The following is a 4,635-nucleotide window of genomic DNA, read 5'->3' as shown; positions in this document are numbered from 1 at the left end:
ATAGGGAATAGGGAATAGGGAATAGGGAATAGGGAATAGGGAATAGGGAATAGGGCATTAGTTATTCTCCCCCTGCTCCCCCTGCTCCTTCATCCCCCACTCCCCACTCCCCACTCCCCACTCCCAAGATACCTTTGCAATAGACCAATGAAAACTTCTGGTATTTCCAAATGAGGTAATATTCCTGCATCTGCGATCGCATAAAAATCTTGAATTGCACTTGGATTTAAATTTGCCAAGCGTTGTCCTAATTTGGTGCTGGTAAATTGTGCCTTTTCTCCCCAAAAGATCACAGTGGGAATTGTCAGTTGCTGAATATATAAACTTAGGTCAAAGTAAAGATCGCCCCGCAAAAATGACAAAGCGGCAAACTTGGCATTAGGCTGTTGTGCAGAGGTTAAATAAGCCTCCACCATCTCTTGGGATACTCGTTGTGACTTAGCAAACAGAAAACTTTGTAAAAAGTTTCGGACTGCAATTTCATTTTCAGCACCAAGCATGTAAATAAAATTGTCCAACAGAGGCGCATTGATCACCGAAAGCGGAAGTCTGCGTCCAGCACCCTGCCCAAAATCATCAAATCCAGAGGGGGAAACCAAAAACAGTGCTTTGAATAAATTGGGTTGAACAATAGCTAGGCGGATAACAAAAGCGGCTGTTAGAGACGATGCTACCACCGTCACCGGCTGGCGACAAGTTTCGATGATAAACTCTGCGATCGTGCTGAGATAATCCCTAATTTTATAATCCCGGACTGGATGAGCCGATTCTCCCCAGCCGATTAAATCGGGGGCTAAAATGTGGTAATTAGAAGCAAAAGCTGGGTAAACTTTAGACCATTCATATGCAGACGCCCCACCACCAAAGTTATGGAGAAACATTAGTGGGCTTAAATTTTCAGTGTCAGCGAACGCCCAAGGTGCATTCGTTTGGGTATAGTAAACCATTGCCCCCAAGGATGTATGGATAAGTTTATGTCCAAAGCCAGGAGGTTGAAACTGAAGCATAAAATTAAAAAGTATAGTTTAATGGGACTTTATCCGAAGGCAAAATTACGAGGTATAAAGTAAAGCTTACCGATAAATATCGGAGTAAGTAAACTTTTTGTCTCCTAAGCTATTTCATATTTAATTTGCATACATCCAAACTAATTCATAATTCATTCTTACTTTTGGTTACTATCTCCTGTGATTTGAACAACTTGATTGAGGTTATCACCACTGATGTGATAAGCTCCTCCAAAACCAACTACAAAACGGCCTTCACTAGGAATTAGCTGAAAAATCCGAAAGTCAGACAAGCCGCGCAGAACCTCGATAATTTCACCAAACCGCCCTTGAAATTGCTCAACAATTTGATTCCACTTATCAGTTTCACGCTCTATCAAAGTTGCGGTACAATCAAAACTCAAACGACGACGGGCAAAAATTAGATTACTCTTGGCTTCATCCTCGATAAACAAGACACTAACATGAGGATTGGCATAGAGATTTTTGGTATGAGTCGAAAGACCACTGACGTAAATGTAGATGTTTTTGGAATCATCCATTACAAAGGGAGCATAACTAGCATTGGGTATTGCCTCGGCGCTCACTGTGCTAATAATTACACTCTCCAATTCTTCTGGAAACTTTTCGTACTCAGCTTGAATATTTTCAAGTTGGCTCATAAGTAAATTACCGTTTAATTAGTAACAATTAGTTCTTTATTGTAACGTGGTTGAGCGATGTCTACGACAGGCGTAGCTGCCGCATGGAATGCCAAAGATTTGGCTTAATTGTAGCTAGTACAGCACGGCGTAAATAAACCACCGATTCCAAATCAATGAAACGCTTACGGTACATTAATTTTGAATCCAAGAATTCCGCCTTGCGGTACTAGTCTCCCTCATTGAAGGGAATAGATTACAGATAAGCTAATCGGCATTTAAGTTGCTGCCATTAGGGCGGGCTTTCCGGCCCACCCCAGAAGATATTGAGAAAATTTTAATATGCTTTCTTAGATGTGTTTTAGCTTATCTCCTGTAGCCTGTCCCCTTTCCCCTATAGGACTGACGCAATACACGCACTCAGAGGCAATTCATGAATTGCCCTCAGAAGAAAATAAGGGTTTCGGCTATTGTTTGCGTAAATCCTGCCCTAATTAAAGCAACTCAGCATTATCCAAGCTCTGAGTACCGGAGGATTTAGAGAAACAAACATTGGGCTAAACTGAAGAGAGTTATGAGGACGCAAATATGACTGACAAAAATCGTTCTCAATGGGACTTAGGCAGGTTTATCGAAACTCTGACTTACTTTGAGGTAATTCCTTTCCTTAACTGGGTACAGCAGTTAATCCAAGGTCGTCCTAAGGATAATCAAGATAGACCCAATGGAGGAAGAAACGTGGGTGTAATATTAGTAGCAGGTGCAACAGGTGGTGTAGGTAAACGAGTGGTGCAGCGATCGCTCCAAGGAGGTTATAAAGTTCGCGCCCTAGTTCGAGATATTGACAAAGCGCGGTCAATTCTTGGTAATGATATAGACTTTGTAGTTGCGGATATCACTAAACCAGAAACTTTAACTCCTTTAGTTATGGCTGATATCCAAGCTGTAGTTTGTTGTACAGCAGTGCGTGTCCAACCAGTTGAGGGAGACACAGCAGATAGAGCAAAATATTATCAAGGTGTTAAATTTTACCAGCCAGAAATTGTTGGTGACACCCCAGAAAATGTAGAATATCAAGGTGTTAAAAACTTAGTCCAAGCGGCGGCAAAATATTTACCCCAAGCAAACGAAAAACCGATATTTGATTTCACCAAGCCATCAGCAGAACTAAAGGATATTTGGGGGGCGCTGGATGATGTCGTCATGGGCGGCGTGAGTGCCAGTAATATCCAATTAGTAGAAAATACAGCTTTGTTTGCTGGTAATGTCTCCACGGCTAACTCTGGCGGATTTGCTTCTATCAGAACCAAGAATTTTGATCCACCCTTCAACTTATCTGATTGCGAAGGTGTAAAATTGCGCGTCAAAGGTGACGGTCAACGTTATAAAATATTTTTGCGGACAGATACAAAATGGGATGGCATTGGCTATAGCTATTCTTTCGATACCGTAGCTAATACCTGGATAGATGTTCAGATTCCCTTTGCAGATTTGATTCCCGTATTTCGGGCAAAAGTTGTCAAGGATGCGCCGCCAATTGAGCAGAATAGAGTTTGTTCATTCCAACTGATGTTGAGCAAATTTGAATATGATGGGGCTTTGAATCCCAAATTTTCTGCCGGTGGTTTTGCTTTGCAGTTGGAATCAATTAAAGCTTACGGCGATACAACTTTACCACAATTTATCCTCGTCAGTTCAGCAGGCGTGACTCGTCCCGGCCGCCCTGGTATTAATTTAGATGAAGAACCGCCAGCAGTGAAATTAAATGACCAATTGGGAGGAATTTTAACTTGGAAGTTGAAGGGAGAAGATAGTTTAAGAGAAAGCGGAATTCCTTATACGATTATTAGACCTTGTGCTTTAACTGAGGAACCAGGGGGTAAGGAATTAATATTCGAGCAAGGCGATAATATTAGGGGCAAAATCAGCCGTGAGGATGTGGCAGAACTTTGCGTGCAATCTTTAAAATTAGCAAAAGCTTCTAATGTCACTTTTGAAGTAAAACAGGGAGATAATACTCTTAACTCTATCGATTGGCAGAAGTTATTTTCTGATTTAGTAAAGGATAAATAAGTGAAGTGACTACAGACTTATAGCGGTTCCCAGGTGCATGAAGTACATATACATATCAAAATCAAAACCTCACCCCCAACCCCTCTCCGTGAGTTCGGAGAGGGGAGATAAAGCACAGCTTTATCGGGGTGAGGTTAAGCTCGCTATATACTCTGTAGCCATCCCAAAACATCCTGTCTAAATAGACTGTTATGAAAAAAATCCAAATGCTAATACTTGCTGGGATTTTAGCAACAATTATCTGGGGTGGGTTATTTGCAAACACTGCTTCATCGCAGCAAGCCCAGTCCCGTATCAACAACCTGGAAGCGGACTTTAATCGTATGGAGTCGCAGTTAAACCAGATACAGTCTCAATTGGGTTCAAGCCGCCAGTCTCCATCCCGAAGAACAACACTTACCCCACGACAATCAAGTGGTTCTAGAGGGAACTTATCACAGCAAGATCGGATGTTTGATCGGCTGGCAACTTTGGTGGTTGAATTGAAGCAACAAGTCAACAAATTAGAGGCGCGAGTTTCTAAATTAGAAACTCGCTAAATATTTAAATTAGGCTGTCTAGTTTTAAATCAGACTAGGGAGCAGAATTGAGCCAACAAGAGACAGAGTTAAAATCTGGCTACTTAGCCAATCAGCGTTTTCGCGCAGGATATGTAGAATACTACCGTGAACCACTGTTTCTATTTGTATCCGCTCCTGTATAGGTAAAGAGTAGCGGCTTTTGGGAGTGCTGGATAATTCCTGTACCCCTTCCACTGCATAGCGGTTAGGAACATGACTTAGAATGTGGGCGATTAACTTTTGGCGCAATTCATGAATCGAAAAAGCTAATTGATAAGGATGTTCAGGATACTCATCTAAGAGGGTGTTTATAAATAAAAAATAAAGAGCACCATAGTAATTCCCCCAGGACAG

General features: G+C 41.7%; 5 protein-coding genes. 2 read left to right on the top strand and 3 right to left on the bottom strand.

Translation table 11 applies throughout. From position 1 onward, the window contains the following. Positions 1-89: 89 nt before the first annotated feature. Positions 90-1,007, bottom strand: coding sequence for an alpha/beta fold hydrolase (locus HWQ23_RS07190; RefSeq protein WP_292825618.1), 918 nt, complete (start codon positions 1,005-1,007; stop codon positions 90-92). A 158-nt stretch (positions 1,008-1,165) separates the two neighbouring features. After that, entirely contained in the window at positions 1,166-1,669 is a 504-nt protein-coding gene (locus HWQ23_RS07185) for a HugZ family pyridoxamine 5'-phosphate oxidase (RefSeq protein ID WP_292825615.1), read from the bottom strand. A gap of 567 nt (positions 1,670-2,236) precedes the next feature. On the opposite strand from HWQ23_RS07185, the gene HWQ23_RS07180 reads away from it, so the two are divergent. Both HWQ23_RS07180 and HWQ23_RS07175 read left to right on the top strand, forming a co-directional pair. Further along, positions 2,237-3,721, top strand: coding sequence for a CIA30 family protein (locus HWQ23_RS07180; protein WP_292825612.1), 1,485 nt, complete (start codon positions 2,237-2,239; stop codon positions 3,719-3,721). A gap of 191 nt (positions 3,722-3,912) precedes the next feature. Then, complete coding sequence (locus tag HWQ23_RS07175; protein WP_292825609.1) at positions 3,913-4,260, top strand: hypothetical protein; 348 nt, start codon at positions 3,913-3,915, stop codon at positions 4,258-4,260. A 24-nt stretch (positions 4,261-4,284) separates the two neighbouring features. Here HWQ23_RS07175 and HWQ23_RS07170 read toward each other — a convergent pair. Then, a partial coding sequence (locus tag HWQ23_RS07170) for a hypothetical protein (RefSeq protein WP_472850387.1) occupies positions 4,285-4,635 on the bottom strand: 351 nt, incomplete at its 5' end.

It is taken from the genome of Nostoc sp. JL33, assembly GCF_017114985.1.
Lineage (GTDB): Bacteria > Cyanobacteriota > Cyanobacteriia > Cyanobacteriales > Nostocaceae > Nostoc.
The sequence above is the reverse complement of the archived record's forward strand: the minus strand, read 5'-3'. Positions and strand labels throughout refer to the sequence as shown.